Annotated in this window: 16 protein-coding genes; 13 read left to right on the forward strand and 3 right to left on the reverse strand. The window is 61.1% G+C overall.

Features of this window, described 5'->3' with window-relative positions:
- The first annotated feature begins 223 nt into the window (after positions 1-223).
- The 4 genes from ACJWXQ_RS05525 to ACJWXQ_RS05540 all read left to right on the forward strand — a co-directional run bounded on the left by ACJWXQ_RS05525 (position 224) and on the right by ACJWXQ_RS05540 (position 8352).
- Complete coding sequence (locus ACJWXQ_RS05525; RefSeq protein ID WP_346051069.1) at positions 224-2350, forward strand: LysM peptidoglycan-binding domain-containing protein; 2127 nt, start codon at positions 224-226, stop codon at positions 2348-2350.
- Between the two features lie 82 nt (positions 2351-2432).
- Positions 2433-4835: an EAL domain-containing protein gene (locus ACJWXQ_RS05530; RefSeq protein WP_346051068.1), complete on the forward strand. Its 2403-nt coding sequence runs from the start codon at positions 2433-2435 to the stop codon at positions 4833-4835.
- 94 nt (positions 4836-4929) lie between these two features.
- A complete protein-coding gene (locus tag ACJWXQ_RS05535; protein ID WP_406672338.1) occupies positions 4930-5751 on the forward strand; it encodes a hypothetical protein in 822 nt (273 codons plus the stop codon).
- Positions 5752-5769: 18 nt separating this feature from the next.
- Positions 5770-8352, forward strand: coding sequence for an EAL domain-containing protein (locus ACJWXQ_RS05540; protein WP_406672339.1), 2583 nt, complete (start codon positions 5770-5772; stop codon positions 8350-8352).
- A gap of 36 nt (positions 8353-8388) precedes the next feature.
- On the opposite strand, the gene ACJWXQ_RS05545 is transcribed toward ACJWXQ_RS05540, so the two are convergent.
- Positions 8389-8601, reverse strand: coding sequence for a hypothetical protein (locus ACJWXQ_RS05545; RefSeq protein ID WP_346051065.1), 213 nt, complete (start codon positions 8599-8601; stop codon positions 8389-8391).
- A gap of 11 nt (positions 8602-8612) precedes the next feature.
- Positions 8613-10640, reverse strand: coding sequence for a prolyl oligopeptidase family serine peptidase (locus ACJWXQ_RS05550; RefSeq protein ID WP_406672340.1), 2028 nt, complete (start codon positions 10638-10640; stop codon positions 8613-8615).
- Between the two features lie 304 nt (positions 10641-10944).
- Between ACJWXQ_RS05550 and ACJWXQ_RS05555 the strand changes: the two genes are divergently transcribed.
- Complete coding sequence (locus ACJWXQ_RS05555; RefSeq protein WP_346051063.1) at positions 10945-12960, forward strand: EAL domain-containing protein; 2016 nt, start codon at positions 10945-10947, stop codon at positions 12958-12960.
- A 6-nt stretch (positions 12961-12966) separates the two neighbouring features.
- Here the strand turns inward: ACJWXQ_RS05555 and doeA are convergent, their stop codons facing one another.
- Positions 12967-14172, reverse strand: a complete 1206-nt coding sequence (doeA, locus tag ACJWXQ_RS05560; protein WP_346051062.1) for an ectoine hydrolase — start codon at positions 14170-14172, stop codon at positions 12967-12969.
- Positions 14173-14358: 186 nt separating this feature from the next.
- Between doeA and ACJWXQ_RS05565 the strand changes: the two genes are divergently transcribed.
- The 8 genes from ACJWXQ_RS05565 to hisS all read left to right on the forward strand — a co-directional run bounded on the left by ACJWXQ_RS05565 (position 14359) and on the right by hisS (position 21186).
- Positions 14359-15555: an aminotransferase class V-fold PLP-dependent enzyme gene (locus ACJWXQ_RS05565; protein WP_406672341.1), complete on the forward strand. Its 1197-nt coding sequence runs from the start codon at positions 14359-14361 to the stop codon at positions 15553-15555.
- Positions 15556-15603: 48 nt separating this feature from the next.
- Complete coding sequence (locus tag ACJWXQ_RS05570; RefSeq protein ID WP_346051060.1) at positions 15604-15981, forward strand: hypothetical protein; 378 nt, start codon at positions 15604-15606, stop codon at positions 15979-15981.
- A 22-nt stretch (positions 15982-16003) separates the two neighbouring features.
- Positions 16004-16327, forward strand: coding sequence for an iron-sulfur cluster assembly protein IscA (gene iscA / locus ACJWXQ_RS05575; RefSeq protein ID WP_346051059.1), 324 nt, complete (start codon positions 16004-16006; stop codon positions 16325-16327).
- A 175-nt stretch (positions 16328-16502) separates the two neighbouring features.
- Complete coding sequence (gene ndk, locus ACJWXQ_RS05580; RefSeq protein ID WP_346051058.1) at positions 16503-16928, forward strand: nucleoside-diphosphate kinase; 426 nt, start codon at positions 16503-16505, stop codon at positions 16926-16928.
- A gap of 44 nt (positions 16929-16972) precedes the next feature.
- Positions 16973-18079, forward strand: coding sequence for a 23S rRNA (adenine(2503)-C(2))-methyltransferase RlmN (gene rlmN / locus ACJWXQ_RS05585; protein ID WP_346051057.1), 1107 nt, complete (start codon positions 16973-16975; stop codon positions 18077-18079).
- A complete protein-coding gene (gene pilW / locus ACJWXQ_RS05590; RefSeq protein ID WP_346051056.1) occupies positions 18076-18852 on the forward strand; it encodes a type IV pilus biogenesis/stability protein PilW in 777 nt (258 codons plus the stop codon). The genes rlmN and pilW overlap by 4 nt, the downstream gene beginning before the upstream one ends.
- The gene (locus ACJWXQ_RS05595; protein WP_406672342.1) at positions 18845-19834 is read left to right on the forward strand and encodes a RodZ domain-containing protein; all 990 of its coding nucleotides are present in this window, start codon (positions 18845-18847) and stop codon (positions 19832-19834) included. Before pilW ends, ACJWXQ_RS05595 begins: the two co-directional genes overlap by 8 nt.
- Before the next feature lie 77 nt (positions 19835-19911).
- A complete protein-coding gene (hisS, locus tag ACJWXQ_RS05600; RefSeq protein ID WP_406672343.1) occupies positions 19912-21186 on the forward strand; it encodes a histidine--tRNA ligase in 1275 nt (424 codons plus the stop codon).
- Positions 21187-21196: the final 10 nt, after the last annotated feature.

A 21196-nucleotide genomic window follows, 5' to 3' on the forward strand; every position in this document is an offset into this window, starting at 1 on the left:
TGGTGCACCGGCCCGCTGTCGATCACCACCGTGGAGACGCCACAGCGCTCCATGGCATCGTCGAATCGGTGGCGGACGGTTTCAATATGGGCCAGCTGTGCTGAATCGTTGGTCTGGACCGCTGTGCTTGGCATATCCTTGAATCTCTGACTCTGAATGGAGTCGAACAGGATAACCCAGGCGGGCCCTTGCGCGCAGGGGGGTCTAGAGGAGGGATCGCAAAGTGAAAGCCCCAACCCCGCTGGTTTTGCTGCTGCTCGCTCTGCTGGCGGTTTCAGCCAAGGCGGATATTCGAGAAGATTTCGAACGCCCGGCCGCCTTCGAGCCCGATATTGCTTTCTGGACGCGCATCTATACCGAGGTCGGCACGAACGGCGGGCTGCTGCATGACCGTCGCTATCTGGGCGTGGTCTACGAAGTGGTCCGGTTCCCGGAGGGCGCGGAACGGCCCGAGCGCAGGCAGCACCTGGACCAACGCCGGGAGGTCGTGCGAAATCGCTTGCTTGAACTGGCCCGGGACCCCGGCATAGAGGCCGATTGGGCGGAGGAGATGCGCCAGCTCTGGGGCGATGGCGCCGGTCCGGCTGAGTTTCGTGCCGCGGCCGATCGCATCCGGTTTCAGCTCGGTCAGGCCAATCGTTTTCGTGCCGGCCTGGAGCGCTCAGGTCGCTGGGAGGCCCATATCCGGCAGCAGATGCGGGAGCATGGTGTGCCCGAGGGCATGGTCGCCTTGCCCCATGTGGAGTCCTCATTCACCCCCTACGCCCGTTCCCGGGCGGGTGCCGCCGGCATGTGGCAGTTCACCCGGGGTACCGGACAGCGCTTCATGCAGGTGGATCATGTTGTCGATGAGCGCCTGGATCCCTGGCTGTCTTCCCGAGCCGCTGCACAGCTGCTGAGCCACAACTATCAGGTTACCGGTAGCTGGGCCCTCGCCCTGACCGCTTATAATCATGGCGCTGCCGGCGTCAGGCGGGCGGTGTCGATTACCGGCAGCGATGATATTGCCCGCATCGCCCGGGAGTATGAAGGCCGCCGCTTCGGCTTTGCCTCGCGAAATTTTTACCCCGCTTTCCTGGCCGCCCTGGATATCCACGCCGAGCCGGAGCATTACTTTCCCGCCCTGGAGCCCGAGCCCCCGGTTGTGTCCAATGGCCTGGAAATGCCCGCCTATGTCCCGGTGCGGGCCCTGGCCGATGCCCTTGATGTCGCCCCGGATGAGCTTCGGCGGCTGAACCCTGCCCTGCTACGGCCGGTGTGGGACGGCCAGAAGTATGTCCCCCGGGGCTATCCGCTACGATTGCCTGCCAGCGTTGACAGCCTCAACCCGCAAGATCTGCTCTCGCGACTTGATGAGGATCAGCTATTCGCCCGTCAGGCTCCGGACCGCTATCACGTGCTGCGACGGGGCGAGACCCTGTCCCATGTTGCCGACCGCTATGGGGTCAGTCTCAGTCAACTGGTCGCGATCAATGATTTGCGCAATCCCCACCGAGTCAGAGCCGGCCAGCGATTGACACTGCCCGGCAACGATGCGGCCCCGGTCCGGGAGCGCGTGCCCGCCGATGGCCGGTACCAGGTTCGACCGGGGGATAACCTCTCCCTGATTGCAGCCCGCTTCAACACCACCGTGACTCGCCTGAGTGAAATCAATGATCTGGGCAATGGTGACCGGATTTTTCCGGGTCAGGAACTGAAGGTAGCGACGGTGACCCGCAGCCCGGAGGCTGCCGCTGACGATGATGGGCCGACAGGCGAGGTGGCAGAGGCGCCGGAGAAAGCGGCGGATGATGAGTCACCCTCGGCCCTCCCGACGCCCGTCGCCGCAGTGGAAGACGGTCCCGAGGCGATGGAACCGCTTGCCGATGAGGCTCGGAGGGATGGGGGGCATTTGCCGGAAGAGCAGCCGGAACTGGCTGCGGATCCCAGTGATTACGCCGTGGGCGTGGATGGGACGATCGAACTCCGTTGGGGCGAGACCCTGGGCCATCATGCTGATTGGCTGAATATTCGGACTCAGAGCCTGCGTGAGCTCAATGGTTTGCGATTTGGTGATTCGGTGGTCGCGGGCCAGCGCCTGCGACTGGATTTTTCCAGCGTCGAACCGGCCGACTACGAGTCTCGCCGGCTCGCCTTCCATCAGGCGGTGCAATCCCGGTTTTTCAGCCAGCACAGGATCAATGGTGAAAGCCATCATGAAGTGCGGGAGGGGGATTCCCTGTGGAATATCTCCCGCCGCCACGGTGGGCTGCCTGAGTGGCTGCTGCAGCAGTACAACCCCGATCAGAACCTTCGTCGTATTCGGCCAGGGGACGAAATTCGCGTGCCGTTGGTGGAACGACTAGACTGAAATCGCGGGACCGGCGACCTGATCGTCCACAGAGTAACCTGGACAGCTTAACGCTGCGCATGCAGCAATGGGGAGGCTTTTCGTGTCCAGTCCGACCTTGCCTCGTTGGCTGCGCCACCGCCGGCTCAGTCTGCGGGTTATCCTCGTCATCCTCCTGATCAGTGGCCTGTTTACCCTGATCACGGCTTCCTACCAGTTGTACAGTGAGTATCGCCGGGAATATTCCGGTCTTGAGCAGCGTCTGCAGGAAGCCGAGGCCAGTTTTGGTGACAGTCTGGCCCGGAGCGTCTGGGCCCTGGATGAAAACCTGGTGGCCTTGCAGCTACAGGGGATCGCGCAGATTCCCCATGTCACGCGAGTTGAGATTCGTGGGGATATTGAAGCCCGGGTGGGTGAAAGCAGCGATTATCCTCATCAATTGGAACACTTCATTCCTGTAGTCTATACCGGCGAGGATGGCATTCCCCAGGCCCTGGGCAATGTTCGGGTCGAGGCGGACCTCAGAGGCATTCACGAACGTCTCTGGAGCATGGGGCTGGTGATTCTGGCCAGCCAGGCGATCAAGACATTCAGTGTGTCCCTGATATTGCTCTTCGCCTTCTATTATCTGGTAACGCGTCATCTCCAGGCCCTGGCCCGCTTTGCTCGTCGCTTGCGACTGGATCGTCTGGGGCTGCGGCCGAAGCTGGCTCGTCCCGAGCATGGCCTGTTGCGACCGGATGAGCTGGACGATGTGCGCGAGGCTTTCGATCATGCCATTGCCCGAATCCGCCGCGATTTTGCCGCCCGCAACGCCGCCGAAAGGGAACGGAATCTGCTGGCCAGTGCCCTTGAGCAATCGCCTGTCGGTGTCGTGATCATGGACGCGCAAGGGCGGGTCAAGTATCTCAACCCTCGCTTCATTGAATTCAGTGGCTGCAGTAACGAGGAAGTGCTCGGCCGCCAGGCCTTCCAGCCAGGAGGGTGGTTCCACCAGCGTATCAGTCTGCCCCGAGGTGCCAGTGACCCCTGGGAAACGGTGCAGGCAGGTGAAGAGTGGCAGGGTGAGCTTCGCTTTCGGCGGCAAGATGGTCAGTTTCGCTGGTGTCGGGGATTTGTCAGGTCGCTGAGCGATGGTGATCAGCGCTACTTTCTTGCCCTGCTTGAGGACACCACCCAGCTTCGGGCGGTTCAGGAGCGACTGGATTTTCACACTCGATTTGACCCCTTGACGGAGCTGCCTAATCAGATACTGGCCTACGAGTATCTCGCCGGAGAGTTGAATGCCTTGGATGGGACGCAGCGCCTGGCGTTGTTGTTTCTGGACCTGGACAACTTCAAATACGTCAATGACAGCCTGGGCCACGGTGTTGGGGATGAGTTGCTCAATACCATTGCCGGGCGGCTGCGCAGGTATTCAGACGACGACTGGATACCGGCTCGATTCGGCAGTGATGAATTCCTGGTTATCGTTCCCAGTGTCGGCGAGGAAGGCGAGCTGGTGGCGCGTCTGGAAGCACTCATGAATGCTTTGCGGGAGCCGATGATTCTTTCCGGTGAGAACTTCTTTCCATCGGTCACGGGCGGTGCGGCAATCTATCCGGATGCGGGGGATAATGCCCGTGCCCTGCTCCAGGCTGCTGATACCGCCTTGTATGCAGCCAAGGCGGAGCGCAAGAACTCCCTCCGTTTCTATGACCCCCAGTTGGGTGTGGAGACCCAGCATCGCCTGACACTGGAAAGTGACCTTCGTCAGGCCCTGGCCGAAGGCCAGTTTGAGTTGCACTATCAGCCGGTGATCGACTTGAACAGTGGCCAGCCGGAGAGTCTCGAGGCGCTGATCCGGTGGCGTCACCCAAGCCGTGGTCTGATTCCGCCGGATGAGTTCATACCCCTGACCGAAGAGAATGGCCTGATCCTGCCCATCGGCGAATGGGTCCTCAGGACCGCCCTTGGGGACCTGGCTCAACTGCGCCGAACCCTGGGGCTGGAGGGGCTGACCATGGCAGTCAATCTCTCACCCCGCCAACTTGTGGAGGGCGACCTGTCCGAGACAATCAGTGATGCACTTCAGCAAGTCGGACTTCCCGGTGATGCCCTGCAATTGGAGTTGACAGAGCGCTTGTTTCTGGAAGAGTACTTCGCCACTCGACAGAAACTGAAGCAGTTGGAGGGGATGGGGATAGCCCTGGTGGTTGATGACTTCGGAACGGGCTATTCCGCCTTGGCCTATCTTCGCCGTTTTCACGTCAACACCCTCAAGGTCGACCGGGAGTTTGTTCGTGATATCAGTGAAGATGAAGATGATGCGCTTTTGACTCAGGCAATCATATCCCTTGCGCACGACCTCAAGATTCAGGTTGTGGCGGAAGGGGTGGAGACGGCGGTGCAACTGAATTACCTGCGTCAATGCGGTTGCGAGAAAGGTCAGGGGTATTATTTTGCGCGGCCAATGCCCTTCGTTGAAACCGAGGCTTACCTTCTTCAGGTGATCGCCGATGCCTGACTCATTCCCAAGCCAATTCGTATTGCGTGGCGCGCTCCTTCTTCTTGGGTTTACCTTGTTGTTGGCCCCGATCTCGTTAACGGCAGAGGAGACCGTGATTCGTCACATCAAGCCGGATGTGGAAGAGGAGGCCAGGGACGCCTATTTTGTTGAATTGCTGAGTCTTGCCATGGAGCAGACGCAAGAGAGTCATGGCCCCTTCCGTCTCGAGAGGGCGCCGATCCGCATGACCCAGAGTCGGGCCATGCGTGAGATGCGCCATGGACGCCATGTGGACGTGGTCTGGACCATGACTTCCCGTGACAATGAATCAGGCTGGTTGCCTGTCCGCGTCCCTCTCTTGCGAGGTCTGTTGGGTGTCAGGGTGCCTGTGGTGGCGGCGGAGCATGTGAACCGCATGGAAGCCGTGACCGATCTCAGCGAGTTGCGGCGCTTCGTGGCCGCTCAGGGTCATGACTGGCCGGATACGGGTATTCTGAGGGCCAATGATGTCAGGGTGGAAACCAGCTCCGATTATGAAGCCCTTTTCCGGATGGTGGCCGGGGGGCGAGTGGATTTCCTGCCCAGGGGTGTTATTGAGGTTTGGGCTGAGGAGCAAATCTACCGGCGGTATGACCTGGCGCCGGGCAACGGTCCCCTGATTGCCTACCCAGCGCCCATTTATTTCTTCGTCGCCCCGGAAAATCATGCCTTGGCAGAGCGCCTCGAAGCAGGATTGCTGAAGGCCTTGGATGACGGCAGCTTTCTGAGCTTATTTGAATCTCATCCCGCGAACCGCCTGGCCATCAGCCGTTTCCTGGAGACCGATCGCGCGGTCATCTGGCTGGATAATCCCAATCTAACTGAGGAAACTCCCACCGATGAGGCGGATTTCTGGGTAGAAAGGGTGTTCGAACAGCTGAGTAATGCGCCTTAAGCGCCTATACTCTGGATCATGATCAAGGAACCCGGCACCACCAGTGAGAAATTGCCTGGCGACGACAGGCTCTACCGGCGGCTGTTCGAGGCCTCCACCTACGCGGTGTTGGTTTATACCTCCAGCCAGATAGTGGCCGCCACTCCGGCGGCTGTCAGACTGTACGGTTATTCCGATGTGTCCCAGATCATCGGGCGGCACCCGGCTGACCTCTCACCCCCAAAGCAAGCGGATGGTCTGGACTCCCGAGCAGGGGCGGCAAGTCACATTCGCGAGGCCTATGCATCCGGCATCAGCCACTTCGAGTGGCTCCATCAACGCGCGGATGGCACCACCTTCCCTGCTGAAGTCTCCATGACCCGTCTTGATTTTCAGGAAGGTCCGGTGCTGCGTGCCACTATCCGAGATTTGTCGGAACAGAAGGAGATGGAAGCCCGATTGCGACAACGCGCGGATAGCCTCGAACACCGCCTGCATGAGCGCAACCAGGAATTGCTGGAGAGCAACCAGGCGCTGGAGCGGGAAGTGGCTGCCCTGCAGAATACCGAACGGGCGCTGTCGGATCAAAAGGCCTTTTTCAAGCAGCTCTTTGATGCCTCACCCGAAGGCATTGTGCTCCTGGACCGGGAGGACCGGATTCTGAAAGTGAACCAGGCCTGGCTCGATATATTTGGTTACCAGGTGGAAGAGGTTGCAGGGCGCACCATCAATGAATTGATTGTTCCCGATATGCTCGAGCAGGAGGGGAGTGCTCTCTCGGAGACGGTTCTGGATCGTCGACCGGTCCAGGCTGAGACCAAACGCCAGAGGAAGGACGGGGTACTGGTGGATGTCTCCATCCTGGGGGCACCGGTACTGATTGGCGATGACCAGATCGCGGTCTATGGCATTTATCGGGATATTAGCGGCCAGCGGCGCATGGAGGAGGAGAGCCGTCTGGCCGCTGCTGCACTGGAGAATACGGCTGAAGGGGTCATGATCCTGGACCGTGATCGTCGCGTGGTGAAAGTCAATAAGGCGTTTGCCCGGATTACTGGCTATGGGAAACAGGAAGTGATTGGTCGGCCCATGCCGTTTCGTTCCCTGCAGCGGGAACGGGGTGAAGATGATCGTGATATCTGGCGTGCCCTGGATCAGGACGGGCATTGGGAAGGGGAGGTGTGGAATCGAAGGAAGAGTGGTGAGACTTATCCGGAACTGCTAAGCCTGAGCACGCTCAAGGATGGGCAAGGGCAAGTCAGTCATTACGTTTGCGTCTTTAATGACATCAGTGAGCATAAGGAATATCAGCGCCAACTGGAGTTTCTCGCGCATCACGATACATTGACAGGCCTGCCCAATCGTACTCTCTTTCAGCAGGAATGCCAGCAGGCGATTGGCCGAGCCAAGCGCAGCGGCAAGGTGGTGGGTATCCTGTTTCTGGATATGGATCATTTCAAGACCATCAATGACTCTCTTGGACATCCGGTAGGGGATCGCTTCCTCAAGGATGTGGCGAGCAGACTCAAGGAAGTGATACGGGAAAGCGATCTGGTTTCCCGCTTCGGTGGCGATGAATTCGCCATCCTGGTGGATAATATAGACGACCCGGAGGACGTGGCCACGGTTGCCAACAAGGTCCGCGAGGTCCTGTCGGAGCCGGTGCGGGTGGATGAGTACGAACTGGCAGCTTCTTGCAGTATAGGCATCAGTCTTTTTCCCGCCGATGGTGAGGATGCCTCCTCCCTGTTACGGAATGCAGATACCGCCATGTATCGGGCCAAGGAAAAAGGCAGAAATTGCATTCAGTTCTTCTCCGCGGATATGAATGCTCGGGCCTATGAAGAGCTATTGATGTCCAAGGCCTTGCGAGATGCTCTGGATCAGGAGCAATTCGTTCTCCACTATCAGCCTTCCGTCTGCCTGGATACATTCAAGATCGTTGGTGTGGAAGCTCTGGTCCGCTGGGAGCACCCGGAGCAGGGTCTGGTGCCACCCTCTACCTTCATTCCGCTGGCCGAAAGGAATGGCCTGATTGGCGAGCTTGGCCGCTGGGTGTTCCGGGAGGCCTGCCGTCAGGCGGTGGCCTGGCGGGATCAGGGGCTACCGTCCTTGCGAATGGCCGTCAATGTTTCAGCTCGCCAGTTTGGGCAGCGGCATTTGATTACCGAGTTGTCACGGGAAATCGACAGCAGTGGAATGCTGGCCTCGGATCTCCACATCGAAATCACCGAAAGCATGATGATGGAAAACCCGGATCGGGCCCGGCGGACGTTGGAAGCAGTGGCCCGCATGGGTGTGGATATTGCGGTGGATGACTTCGGGACGGGGCACAGTTCCCTGAGCTATCTGAAAGACTTTCCCATCCATTATTTGAAAGTGGATCGCAGTTTCGTCATGGGGCTGCCGGAGGATCAGGATGCCCTGGCTATTGTCCGCGCCATTGTGGCCATGGCCAAGAATCTCAAGCTGAAGGTAATTGCCGAGGGTGTGGAGACCGCCCGTCAGCGAGACCTGCTGGCGGAGATGGGTTGCGACGAGGCACAGGGGTACTTCTTCAGCCGACCGCGCCGAGCGGCGGACATAGCGCAACTGCTCAAGGAAAACCGGCCACTGCCCTGAGCGACCATGGGGTCGCCAGGGCAGTGGCGGCCAGGATTAGCGGTCCACTGCTTCCAGCGTGATGCTGGGAATATCGCCCTTGCGGGAAAACTGATGCTCCCGACCCATGTCCTCCATAGCCCGGTTACGCTCCTCCGCTGAGCGGTACCAGCGGAAGCTTTCCCAGTCACTGCCCAGAAGATGGGGAAGTGCCAGGGGGTCTCCCTGTGGCAGCGTGATGCGAATCCCGTATCGTTTCTGTTCACTCATGTTCCTATCCCTCAGATCCGGTCGCCGTGATCCAGATCGGCCGGTGGCAATTCTTCTTCGCCATCGCGGATAAAGTGATCCATCCAGCGCATCAGTCGCATGACGTACTCGCGTTGGCTGGTGGCATTGCGGTTACCGTGACCCTCGCCGGGGAAGGTCACCATGCGCACCGGGACATTGTCCTGCACCTTGAGGGTCCGATAGAGCTCCATGGACTGCCCCACATGCACCCGGGTATCCGCCTCACCATGCATGATCAGGATGGGCGTGCGGGATTGCTCGGCATGATAGATGGGGCTTCGCTTGAGGGAAAACTCCCAATCATCCCAGGGCCACTTGCGGGCATGCACCAGCATCAGTTCCTGGGGAATGTCCGAGGTGCCGAACTTGGAGATATTGTTGCTGATGCCTACGAACATCACGCTGGCTGCAAAGTGCTCGGTCTGAGCGGTTGCACCCCAGGCGGAAGCATAGCCGCCGTAGGAACCGCCGGTGATCCCCACCTTGTCACCATCAACCAGCCCGGTTTCCACCAGGTGCTCCTTGGCGTCGACGATATCGTCAAATTCAGCCCCAGCGGCGTCGGCCTGCCCGAGCATGGAGAATTCCACTCCTCGAGCCGTGCTGCCACGATAGTTCGGATAGAACACGGCATAACCCCGGGCGGCTGCCACCTGGCCCGGGTTGGAATAGTTGGTATTCCAGCCATTGGAGATATGGGCTTCGGGACCACCGTGGATGACCATGATCATGGGGTGGTTGCCGCGACGACGCTCCCGTAGCGGGCGGATGAGGACACCCTCGAGTTCCAGGCCGTCGCGAGCCTCATGGGTCACCACTTCCTGGGGAGCCAGATCGCGGTCGGCCAACCAGGGATTGGAGTCGGTCCAACGTTCCAGGCTGTCATCCTGATGGACGTGAAGCTCCCGGGGGTGCTCTGGGCTGTCCGCGGCGAAGGCCAGCACACCGCCCCCATTGGACAGACTCAGGGAACGCAGGATGGGCTGCTCCGGCCCAATCAGGATCTCCTCGTTGTCGCCACTGCGGTGGATTCGACCCAGTTCGCTCTGGGTACCGCGGTGGCCGAGCCAGATAATGTGCTCGTCATCTTCCCAGGCCATGGTCTGGATGTGGCCGAGGTACTCATCCGCCTTGATGTTCTTGAACTCACCGCTGTCTACATCGCCCACGACCAGGCGGCCCTCGCGAGGATCATGGATATCCATGCTGCCGACCCAGGCCAGATGTTCTCCATCAGGGGACCAGGCCATGGATCCCAGTTTACCTTCCGTCTCAAAGCGGGTGACCACGTCACCACCATCGGCTTCCACCACCAGGGGGTGGCGGAACATCAGATCGTCATCCACCAGTGGGGTGGGCGCGATCATCATGGCCAGATGTTCGCCATCCGGACTCCAGTGCAGCTGGGACGCGCTGCCTTCGATGTCCAGCTTTTCGGGCTCCCCATCGCCATCAATGTCGGCCGTCCACACTTCCACATCCTGCAGTCGCTCCTCGATGACACGGGCATTGAAGCCCTTGTCCAGCAGTTTCCGACGTTCTTCGGAGGTCGGTTCCGTGGCCAGAAAGGCAACCCGCTCTCCCGAGGGATGCCAGCTGTAGCTGCGGATTCCGGTGGGATGGGTCAGCACGCGTCGTGCCTCGCCGCCCTTGGCTGGAATTACATAGAGAGAGCGCTGGTCGTCACCTTCACGGCGAGCCAGAAAGGAAATGCCGGAACCGTCAGGCAGCCAGTCAATGGCACTGATATTCACCTTGCCAGTGATAAAGGGGCGGCTCTTGCCTTCACCGGTGGCTATATGCAGCTCGCTCCAGGCCGGCCCATCCTCATCCTGGTAGGGATTGCGGGGCACGCTGCGCAGGTAGGCCACCTGTTCACCATCGGGGGAGACCGCCACCTGGGTGACCTGCTGGATGCGATAGAGATCATCCTTGTCCATGCCGTTGGCCAGCACCACGCCGGCCTGCAGGCAGAAGATGCCGAGAACGGCGGTTAGCAGAAAGCGTCTTGCCTTCATTGTCGGAACTCCTGATTGGGTGAAATGGGTTGCCTCGCCCGTAACGGGGCGATCCACCATGTGACAGGCGGAACAGGATAGGCAACCTGACCGTCATTGACCAGTTTTCCGATCTGGTCCGTGCGATTTGACGCGATTTTCCCAATCTACTCGGGTGCCGACGCCAGACTCTTCCGGGCGGTCCCCCTGGGCCGCCAGTATTGCTATGCTGTGGGTACGCAGGGATGTGTTCTCCATGGGGCGGGATGCCGAGAGGTCTTTGGGTTGGCTGTAAGTAGGCCGGCTCGCGGCGCGGGGGCCGACGGTGATTGAACAGGGAGACTTGGTAACGGCTGCGTTGGCGGCCCAGGCTGTCCTGTCCGCGGTTCTGGCGGTTTTCTTCCTGTACTTCCTGCATGACCGCCGCCGACCCTTCCTCAGATTGTGGGGCCTCAGTTTTCTGGCCCTTGCCATTCACGTGGTGCTGTCTCTGCTCACGTATCGTCTGTTGATGGCCGGCCTAGGCCCTGGTCTGCGCCTGCCAGTCTCTGTAGCTGCCCTTGCCGCCGTCTACGCCCAGGTAGCGTTACTGGTGGCGGGCGTCGTCGGCCTGGCTTATCGGCGCTTTTTGACCCCACGCCATCTGGCTGTGGTGGTGATTGTGGTTGCCCTCCTTGGCGGGGCGACTGCTCTGATCGGTGCCTTTGGCCCGGATGCGGCCTCGCTCCGGGTTTTCGTCCGCCTGGGGGTCAAGAACTTCCTGCTGGCCGCGGCGTTCATGGGCGCAGCATGGGTCATTCTCCGCCAGCGCAGCTCGCCGGTTCAGGCAGGCGCACTGTTGGCCGCGGGTGCCATGATTGCCTACGGGCTTCATTTGCTGCACACCCTGGCCATTCAGGTCCTTGGTCCTGCCGGGGTCTGGACGGCCCCCTATGCGCCCTTCCTGCCCATCGGCGATCTTGTCCTTTACGCCCTGATTGGCCTGGGTCTGGTGACCTGGCTGTTTGAGCACGAGCGGGCCGAGGCCCGGGTTGCCCGCAGTGAGGTTTCCCGTCTGTCCTTCTTTGATCCACTCACCGGCCTGCCCAATCGTCGCAACGTCCGGGTGCAACTGGCCAACCGGATCCGTGTATTGAGTGGTACAGGCCTGAAGGTGGCCTTCGCCTTTCTCGACCTGGAGCGTTTCCGGCGGGTCAACGATTCCCTTGGCCATGCCAATGGCGACAAGCTGCTGCGCAGTCTGGCGGAGCGGCTTGATGCGCGGCGCCCGGCACAGGCCACGGTGGCAAGAATATCCAGTGACGAATTTGCCGTCATTCTGACGGATTTGCCGGACGAGGCAGAAGCTCGCACCCATCTGGATTATCTGATGGATGCGGTGCGCGAACCGGTGCATGTGGGTGGGCATGATATTCATCTCGAGTGCGCCTGCGGTTATGCCCTTTACCCCGATGATGCCGAGGATGAGCGGGCGCTTATGCGCGCCGCCGACCTGGCCCATTCCTCGGCGCGGCGTCGTGGTGGCGGGCCGGTGCGTTATCGACGGATCATGGAAGTGGCGGCCGATGAACGCCTGGTGCTTGAATCGGAATTGCGGCGTGCCATCCCGGATGGCCAGCTGCGCCTGCTGTACCAACCCATCGTGGATGCCGAAGGGACTGTCAGGATGGTTGAAGCCCTGGTCCGCTGGCAGCATCCCGAGCGAGGGCTGCTGCTGCCGACTGAGTTCTTGTCCATGGCAACGACCGCTGGGCTGGCCAGCAGCCTTGACTATTGGGTGATGGAATCGGCCTGCCGGCAGATCGTGTCCTGGCGGGATCAGGGGGTGGACCTTCGGGTAGCAGTTAATCTGTCGGCCAACCTCTTCGAGGCGCCCGCGCTACCGTCCACAGTCGAGCGTATTCTGCGTCGAAGCAGCTTGCGGCCAAGTGATCTGCAACTGGAGATTACCGAGCAGGTGGCCATGGAAGATATCGAGGCCGGTAATGCCACCATCGAGCGGCTCAACGAGGTGGGTGTGGCTCTTGCGCTGGACGATTTTGGTACCGGCTACAGCTCCCTGAGCTGGCTCCAGCAGTTGCCGGTCAGCCGGGTGAAAATCGATCGCTCCTTCATTCAGGAGATTGAGCAGGCCCAGGGTCTGGCCATCGTGCGTTCAATAACCGACCTGGCCCATGCCCTGGGTTTGCGGGTTACCGCCGAAGGGGTGGAAAGTGCTCAGCAATGGGCACTGTTGCGCCAGCTGGGCTGCGATCTCTTCCAGGGGTTCCATTTCAGCCAGCCATTGGCCGCCTCGGAGGTGAGGGCGTTCGCTCAGCGACGGCGACTGGCTCAGCTCTGAGGGTCCTCAGCCAGCGCGGTGCTGAACCATCGCGCTGCCGGCCAGAGGACCCGGGCGGAACAGTTTCCGCTCGGGACTTTCGAAAAACGACCGGCACCCGGTCTCGGTGACGACCACCGTCTCGGAGATGCCAAGCAGCTTGTCTCCCTCCACGCCCCACAGCCAGGGGATCAGATGCATGGTCATCCCCGGCTCCAGCGGCCGCCGGTCCCCCGGTTTCAGGCTGAGCATATAGCCTTCATCCCAGCTGGGTGGAAAGGCGATCCCGATGCTGTAGCCGGCACGGGTGATGAGCTCGGCACCCAGACGATTGGCACTGATGATGTGGCGGGCGGCATGATCCACCTCGGCCGAGGTGACCCCCGGTCGGATGCAGTGCATCATTTCCGCCAAGGCTTCCTGGCCGATGGCCTCCGCCTCCCGCATGACTCTGGGGGGCTTGCCGGTCCAGATCGTTCGCATCATCGCGGTGTGGTAGCGACGCACGCAGCCGCCCACTTCCAGAAAGACAGTCTCATTCTCCTGGATGGTCCGGCCCTCCCAGGTGGCATGCCCGATCATGCAGCGAGGGCCGGACACGATATAGGGCGCTACCGCCGGATACTCGCCTCCCGCCCGAAACATGGCTTCATGAACGGCCGCGGCGACATCGTTCTCCGTGGCACCGGGCACGGCGGCTGCTATGCCTGCCGCCATGCCGGCTTCCGTGGCCCGGGCGGCCTTTTCCATCATCGCAAGTTCTTCTTCCGACTTGGTGATCCGCCCGGCCTCCACGATGCCGTAGCAGTCCACGAAATTGCTGCTGTCGAAGCTGGCCAGCATGCGCTCCTGCTGGTAGGCGGGGAAGAAGTAGCTATTGCGCTCGTAGCCGATCCACTGGTCATCCAGACCGAATTCCACCAGGGCATGGTGCAGGGTCTCAATGGCGTCACCGGTATCGGAATAGGGGCGGGTGATTTCCACCCAGGTCCGTGGCCAGACATTGGTTTCTTCCAAACGACGGGTCACCATGAAGGGCTCGTCTTCCAGGGGCACCACCAGGGCCTGGAAGTAGGAATAGCCGGTGGTCTGGTAGCCAGTGAGATAGAGCAGATTGCCCGGGTCGGTAATGATGGCCACATCGATACGGCGTCGCGCCATGCGTTCCCGCAGTTCCCTGAGTCGACGCTCGTATTCGCCGATGGAGAAACTCAGACCGTTGTGATCCCGCATCTTGGCGACTCCCAATCTGTTGACAGGTTCAGCTTTACGCAAGCTGGACCACCCCCGTCAAGTCCCGGAAATGACGGTTGTCAAGCCATTGGGTGGGGCGTCCGCGCTAGAATGGGGACACAATATTGCAGGTTAGGAATGGAGAACTCCTGAATAATCAGGGGTTGCTTGACTCAGGGGCTGCTCATGAATGAGCCGATCTATCTTGATTATGCCGCGACCACGCCGGTGGATCCTCTGGTTGCCGAGGCCATGGCCGGCTGCCTGACGCGTGATGGCTGTTTCGCCAACCCGGCCTCGGCCCATCGCCCCGGGCGAGAGGCTCGCCGGCGGGTGGAGGCGGCGCGGGTCGCGGTCGCTGAACTGCTGGGGGCCGAGCCGCGCGAGATGGTTTTTACCTCGGGGGCGACGGAATCCAACAACCTGGCCATTGCCGGCGCCGCCCGCTTTCACCGCCGACGCGGTGGCCATCTGATTACCTCCCGTACCGAGCACAAGGCGGTCATCGATGTCTTCCGGCGGCTGGAAGCCGACGGCTTCGAGGTCAGCTGGCTGACGCCCGCGGAGAGCGGCATTGTCGATCCAGCCCAGGTCGCCGAGGCCATCCGCGACGACACGGTGCTGATCAGTCTCATGCACGTCAATAACGAAACCGGCGTCATCCAGGATATTGCCGCCATCGCCGAGATCACCCGGGCCCAGGGTGTCCTGTTGCATGTGGATGCCGCTCAGTCGGTGGGCAAATTGCCCATTCGCCTGCAGGAGTGGCCGGTGGACCTCCTGTCCCTCTCGGCCCACAAGTTCTACGGCCCCAAGGGTGTCGGTGCCCTTTTCCTCCGTCGCCGCCCGCGGGCCCGGGTGGAAGCCATGATGTTGGGCGGCGGGCATGAGCGCGGTCTTCGCTCGGGGACCCTGGCCACCCACCAGATCGTGGGCATGGGGGAAGCGGCCCGTCTCGCGATTCGGGATATGGGCGCGGACCGTGAGCGCATTCTCGCCCTGCGGGGCAAGCTGGAAGCGAGGCTGTTGGCCATGCCCGGCGTACGCCTCAACGGGGATCCGGAGCGGCGGGTCGCCGGGACGGTGAACCTGGGGTTCGACGGGGTCCATGGCGAAGCCCTGGTGGCGGCACTGGATCCTTATCTGGCGGTTTCTTCGGGATCTGCCTGCACTTCGGCGTCGGCCGAACCTTCCTATGTGCTTCGTGCCCTTGGCCGCTCCGATGCCCAGGCCGAATCCTCTCTGCGCCTGAGTCTTGGCCGCTTCACCACCGAGGCGGAAGTGGATCGGGCGGCCGACTGCATTGAACAGGCCGTCTCGCGCCTGCGGGCCCTGTCGCCACGCTCCCTGGGCGATTCGGAACCGACCCCGCTTTCGGGTTAAAATGCCCCAGTGGCCGGTGTCCACCGGCGTGAACGGACGTCAGATCGCATGGTCGAAAGCCACAGCGAGGAAACAGCGGCACACGAGGTTTATGGCGAGGTCTGCTGGCAACGCTTTCTGCGGCCCCGCCATGCGGGGCCACCGCCCGCTGGGCTTGAATCGGTTTGCGGGCAGGCCCGGGGACGGGCCGATGACAGCGAAGTCTGGCTGTGGCTGTCCCGCCAACCACGAAAGGCCTGGTTCCAGGCTCACGGCAGCCCCTGGATCATTGCCGCCGCGGATCTGGCGGCTGAAGCCTGGCAGGCTGGGGAGAAGCGGCTGTCGGCGGCAACGCTGGCCTCGCGGCTGGATGCACCGCCGGACGTCATGGACGCGTTTCTGACTGTCGAGGACGCCTGGCATTCGGCGTTGAAAATTCTGGATTAGCAACAGAGGATCGGGAAAGGCCATGGCTATCACCCTGACCGAATCGGCGGCCGAGCGGGTCGCCAGTCACCTGGAAAAGCGCGGACATGGTATTGGCCTGCGTCTGGGTATCAAGCGGACCGGCTGTTCGGGCTGGGCCTATGTGATTGATTATGCGGACGAAAGTGGCGACGATGACGTGATCTTCGAGGATCACGGCGTCAAAGTCGTGGTTGACCGTGAGCATCTTTCCTATCTGGACGGGACCGAGCTCGACTATGTTCGCGAGGGCATCAATGAGGCCTTCAAGTTCCGCAATCCCAACGTCAAGGACGAGTGCGGCTGCGGCGAGAGCTTCACCGTCTGAGCGAGTCTTTCCAGTTGCCCGCCCGGAAAACCGCCTTCCGTGGCGGGTTTTCATTGCCGCGCCCCGGCGTGCACGGGTACCATAAGCGGCTTGGCCCGCTCTTTGTGCCCCTGGGGCGTTGGAGGGCTGGGGCCCGACTGTCGCAATCAAACCAAATTGAGCAGGAGAAAACGGAATGGCCGTGGAACGCACCCTGTCCATCATCAAGCCCGACGGCGTGGAAAAGAACATCATCGGCGAAGTCTACAGCCGCTTTGAAAAGGCGGGCCTGAAAGTCGTCGCCGCCCGCATGCTGCATCTCAGCCAGGAACAGGCCGAGGGTTTTTATGCGGTGCACAGCGAACGGCCCTTTTTCAATGACCTGGTCAAGTTCATGACCTCCGGCCCGGTGATGGTCCAGGTGCTGGAAGGTGACAATGCCATTGCCCGCAATCGCGAGCTGATGGGGGCCACCAACCCTGCCGAAGCCGAGCCCGGAACCATCCGTGCTGATTTTGCCCAGACAATCGACGCCAATGTGGTGCATGGTTCCGATGGTGCCGACACCGCCCGCACGGAGATTGATTTCTTCTTCAAGCCGGAAGAAATCCACTCGCGTTGAGTCGGGATGAAGGCCTCCGCGTGACGGGGGTGGAGAAGTGAACGGTGGCGGAGTACCTGAAGAATAATCTGCTGGGAATGGACCGGGCCGGCCTTGAGGCCTATTTCGAGCGCCTTGGGGAAAAACCGTTTCGCGCCCGGCAGATCATGAAATGGATCTATCAACAGGGGGAAACGGATTTCTCCCGCATGACCGACCTGAGTGTTCGCTTACGGGAGCTTCTGCAGGAAACCGCCGAAGTTCGCGCCCCGGAAGTCCTGTCCGATCATCTGTCCCGGGATGGGACCCGAAAGTGGCTGATGCGGATGGGGTCGGGGAACGCCATCGAAACCGTCTTCATTCCCGAGGAAGGCCGCGGCACGCTTTGCATATCCTCCCAGGTGGGTTGTGCCCTGGATTGCCAGTTCTGCGCCACGGCGGAACAGGGCTTCAACCGCAATCTCACCACCGCCGAGATCATTGGCCAGGTCTGGCATGTGAATCGCCTGCTGGGCCGTGACGAGAAAAACGCCAAGCGCCTCACCAATGTGGTGCTCATGGGCATGGGCGAGCCCCTGGCCAACTTCCGCAATGTCTTGCCGGCGGTCAATCTGATGCTGGACGACATGGCCTTCGGCCTGTCCAAGCGTCGAGTGACCCTCAGCACCTCCGGCGTGGTGTCCAATCTCTATCGTTTTGCCGAGCAATCCGAGGCGGCATTGGCCGTATCCCTGCATGCGCCTTTCGATGAGCTGCGTGACGAGATCGTCCCCATCAATCGAAAGTGGCCACTGGCGGAATTGATGACGGCCTGCCGCTACTACATCGAAAAGCATCCCGGGCGTCATATCACCTGGGAGTACGTCATGCTGGACGGCGTCAATGACGGTGACCAGCACGCCCGGGCAATGGCCCGCCTGCTTGCCGGCATCCCGTCCAAGATCAATTTGATCCCCTTCAATCCCTATCCCGGGGCACGATACCGGCGGTCCAGTGATGCCCGTATTCAGCGCTTCCGTGAGATATTGCAGGCGAAGGGATACAACGTCATTACCCGCAAGACGCGGGGGGATGATATTGATGCGGCCTGTGGCCAGTTGGCCGGACAGGTCAAGGACCGAAGCCGTCGCCAGGAGCGGCGGGCGGCTGCGAGAGAGGGGATAGCCTCATGATTGCTGGATCGAAGACCGTTGGTACGCTTTCACCGGTAGTACTTGTCTTGGCGGCAATGTTCCTCGCGGCCTGCGCCGGGGGGCAATCCCGTGCCGACACGGATGATCAGGAGGCGGCCCTGAGTCACCTTCAACTGGGCATCCACTACATGCGCCAGGGGCGGCTTAACATGGCCAAGGAGAAAATGGAGGAGTCCCTCCGTTTTGATAACCGCAACGCCATGGCCCATGCCACCATCGCCTTGCTTTATGAGCAGATAGAAGATCAGCGCATGGCCCAGCGCCATTATCGTCGGGCCTTGCGCCTGGATGGTGACGACCCGGCGATTCGCAATACCTACGGTACCTATCTTTGCCGCCAGGGCGAGTACCGGGAAGCCGAAGAAGAGCTGGTCAAGGCAGCCCGTAATCGTCTCTATGACACGCCGGAGGTAGCCTGGACCAATGCCGGTGCCTGTGTTCGCCGTATTCCCGATCTGGAGGCCGCGGAGGAGTATTTCCGCAATGCCATTCGGGCCAGGCCGGATTTCACCGATGCCCTCTGGCATCTGGCTGACATGCAGTACGAGCGTGGCGAGTACCTGAGCGCCCGGGCATTCTTCCAGCGCATGGCCGAGCATGGCGATATGGAGCCCGGCGCCATTCTGCTGGGGGTGAAGATCGAGGATGCCCTGGGGGACCGTGACGAGGCCGAGCGTTATGCTGCCCTGCTGAAGCGCCAGCATCCGGACTCGGAACACGCCGATCGATTGGCGGAGCTTGGATATGACTGATGAGCCATCCCGGGGGGGATCGAGCGACAATCAGGAGCGGCCGCCGGATGGTTCGCCGGGGCCGGGTAGCCGCCTGCGGGATCAGCGGGAATCCCTGGGGCTGACCCTTGAGCAGGTGGGGCAGGAACTACGCATACTGCCGAGCATTCTGCGGGCCCTGGAGGAGGACCGTTTCGAGGTGCTCGAAGCGCCAATTTTCGTGCGCGGTCATCTGAGAAACTATGCCCGTCTGTTGGATCTCCCAGCGGAAGAAATCGTTGACGCCTACAACGCCACACTGCCGTCGGATTCCCAGCCGGCGTTGGAGCTGCGGGGTAATGCCGGGCCGGCCATGGATTCGGGAACTCCCGCCTGGGTATTTACCGTGGCCTGGATCGTGGTCCTGGCCATGCTGGTGATGGGGGGGCTGTGGTGGTACGCCGGGCCTCACCGTGAGCCGGTCAGCGCACTTGATGAAGCCGAGGAGCGGGTTGAGCCGGTGGCCGAGCGAGACGAGGCTGTCGAGACGGTAGAAGATTCCCCGCTTACCGAAGAGATTGACGAGGATCGGGCGGAGCCGGAGGAGATCGAAGCGGAGCCGTCAGCAGTTGCCGAGATGGAAGAGGAAAGCCCGGCGGCTGACCCGGAGCAGGAGCCGGTGGCGGAAGCGGATGAAACCCTGCCCGCCGCAGCCGAGCTGCTTGAGCCGGAAGTGGTGGCGCCTGATGAGCCTGTGGCGGATGTCATTGACGAGGAAGGCAGTCGCAGTCTGACGGTGATCCTCGATGATGACTCCTGGATCGAGATCTACGATGATCGCGATCAGCGACTCTATTACGGCCTGGCCCGGGAAGGTGAGCGAGTCGAGGTGGCGGGCCTCGCGCCGATCAGTATCTTCATGGGCAATGCCCCGGCGGTCAGCCTGGAGGTGGATGGGGAAGTCTGGGAGTTTGGCGACCGCATCCGTCGTGACAACACCGCTCGGATTACCGTAACGCCCTGATTGTTCTGTGTAATTGCTGCTCCCTGTGCGACAGCCTGGCCTGATTCGCACGGGTAACTGGATTTTGAGGAGAGAACGTGTCCAAGGGAATTCAGCCCGTACGGGGAATGAATGACATTCTGCCGGAGGACAGTCCTTACTGGCAGGCCGTGGAAGACACGGCCCGGGCCGTGTTCGAGGAGTACGGCTATCAGGAAATCCGCATGCCCATCGTGGAGCGGACGGAACTGTTCGTGCGCTCCATCGGTGAAGTCACCGATGTGGTGGAAAAGGAAATGTACACCTTCGAGGATCGCAGCGGCGACAGTCTGACACTGCGGCCCGAAGGGACGGCCAGTTGTGTCCGGGCGGGCATGAGCCACGGTCTGTTTCATAACCAGATTCAGCGACTGTGGTACCAGGGACCCATGTTTCGGCATGAACGCCCCCAGAAAGGTCGTTATCGGCAGTTCCACCAGCTGGGGGTGGAGGCCTATGGCCTGGAAGGGCCGGATATCGATGCCGAGATGCTCATGCTCACCGCCCGCCTTTGGCGGCGCCTGGGTCTCGACAGTGTCAGGCTCAAGCTCAATTCCTTGGGCAATCCCGAGGCCCGCCGGGCCTATCGGGAAAAATTGGTGAGTTATTTCAGTGAGTTCAGGGATCGTCTGGACGAAGACAGCCGGCGGCGGCTGGAGAGTAATCCCCTGCGGATTCTGGACTCCAAGAATCCGGATCTGGCCGAGATCATCGCCGATGCGCCCAGTATCCTGGATCACCTGGATGAGGAATCACGGCAGCATTTCGACAAGCTGCGGCGCTTGCTCGATGCACAGGGTATCGAGTACGAGGTGGATCCCCGACTGGTCCGCGGTCTGGATTATTATTCGCGGACCGTGTTCGAGTGGACAACCGACCGCCTGGGGGCTCAGGATGCAGTCTGCAGCGGGGGGCGCTATGATTTCCTGGTTTCACAACTGGGCGGTCGCCATGTGCCGGCCGTGGGTTGGGCACTGGGGATGGAGCGACTGATTGCACTGCTCGCCCTCGGTGATGAGGCGCCCCGGCGGGATAGCCGGCCCCACGCTTATCTGGCCATGATGGGCGAGGAAGCCGAACAGCTCGGCTGGCGGCTTGCGGAGTCTCTGCGGGATGAGCTGCCGGGTCTGCGATTGACGGTTCATTGTGGCGGGGACAGCTTCAAATCCCAGTTGAAAAAGGCCGATCGCAGCGGGGCGGAGCTGGCCCTGATCCTTGGCGAAACCGAGATTCGGCAGGGTCGCGTGGGCATCAAGCCCCTGCGCTCGGGTGAAGAGCAATTCGAGGTGGATCAGGCCAAGCTGGCGGATCTGCTGCGCGAAAGACTTGATTGAAGAGAGAGGA

It is taken from the genome of Natronospira sp. (assembly GCF_007134575.1).
GTDB lineage: Bacteria > Pseudomonadota > Gammaproteobacteria > Natronospirales > Natronospiraceae > Natronospira > Natronospira elongata.